The sequence below is a fragment of the Bartonella sp. AP58NXGY genome (genome assembly GCF_042195785.1).
Lineage (GTDB): Bacteria > Pseudomonadota > Alphaproteobacteria > Rhizobiales > Rhizobiaceae > Bartonella.
The window spans coordinates 1-1,166 of the sequence record NZ_JBHIOY010000086.1; the positions used below are offsets into that span (position 1 = coordinate 1).

The following is a 1,166-nucleotide window of genomic DNA, read 5'->3' on the forward strand; positions in this document are numbered from 1 at the left end:
AATTTTGTCGTCAGCGTTTCTAGGCGATTAGAAAGGCTATTCCCTAGATTTTTCAGAGTGCTGCGATAATGCGAAGGATCATTTTTGAAAGCGGTGATTGCAGAACCAATATCGTTGAGCGCAGCCTGATAGGTTTGTTTCAAGCGTTCAGGATTGAGGGCCGGAATATCACTTTTTTGGAGAAGTGTACGCAACTCATTGCCCAGTTTATCAAAATTAATTCCATTGTCACGGGTTTCTGCAAAAAACTTTTCAAAATTTTCGCTGTTTAATTTTGCAAGTAGAGAGGGAAGGTTGTCGACGGTTTGTTCTATCATAGACGCGCTTTTTCCAACAGCTTTCGCGCTTAAGTTTGCTGTATGTGAAACCACGTGGATGGCTTGGAATGTCATCAGCAGTGTGATGAGCGCCCAGGTTAAGAAACCATGAAGAGCGCCAGAGATTTCAGCAAAACGCCCAGCAACAAAGCCTCCACTTGCAAGACTGATCACCATAACGATGAGCGAGCCAATTCCCATCGAGAGGAAAGAACCTGTAAAAGGGGAGGATGAGGTAAAGTCCATTTGGCTTAAGCCTAAAGCGGCTATGAGGAAAGAGAGGCAGATTGAGACGGCAAGAGCTGTTATCAATCCAGCAAAAATGGCAGACCATGAAATAGGTGTATGAAAAAATGAATATTTTGTTTCTAGAGATGTTTCTCCTAGAAAATTCGTATCGAAAGGTGTTTTTTCAGGAATGTGGGTTTCCATGTTTTATCTCCTTGAATATGCTGGAGATACAATGCCTTATTGTCAATTATGTTCCAGAATAGATGGATAGCCACTAAAAATGAATAGAAAAGATGCTTTAACGTTTGTGTTATGTGAGGAAAAACGTTGGCATATAGACAATTCAAAAGTTCTAACTTATGCTTGAGGAAAGATGTGTTCGTGTGATCATTTTATTTTTTATGAGACAGGATAACTTTTAATGACACCTCCTGTTGTGTGGGGGGGGGAGAAGCTGTTCAAGCTGTTGCTTGTGTTGTAGACTGTGGAGCGTGTGCAGAGCAGCAAGAACTCAATTATCTGCCTGTTTTTTTCTATTCTTGGGGACTCTTAGGGTAGGGAAAACCGCATTAACTAAAGCAAAAGATTGTATATCATCAGAAAATTTATTTGCTTTTG

Annotated in this window: 1 protein-coding gene; it reads right to left on the reverse strand. The window is 40.7% G+C overall.

Annotated elements, in window-relative coordinates; translation table 11 throughout:
- Positions 1 to 749: DUF3792 domain-containing protein (locus ACFINC_RS09620; RefSeq protein WP_375617067.1), on the reverse strand; the 749-nt coding region annotated here is incomplete at its 3' end.
- Positions 750 to 1,166: the final 417 nt, after the last annotated feature.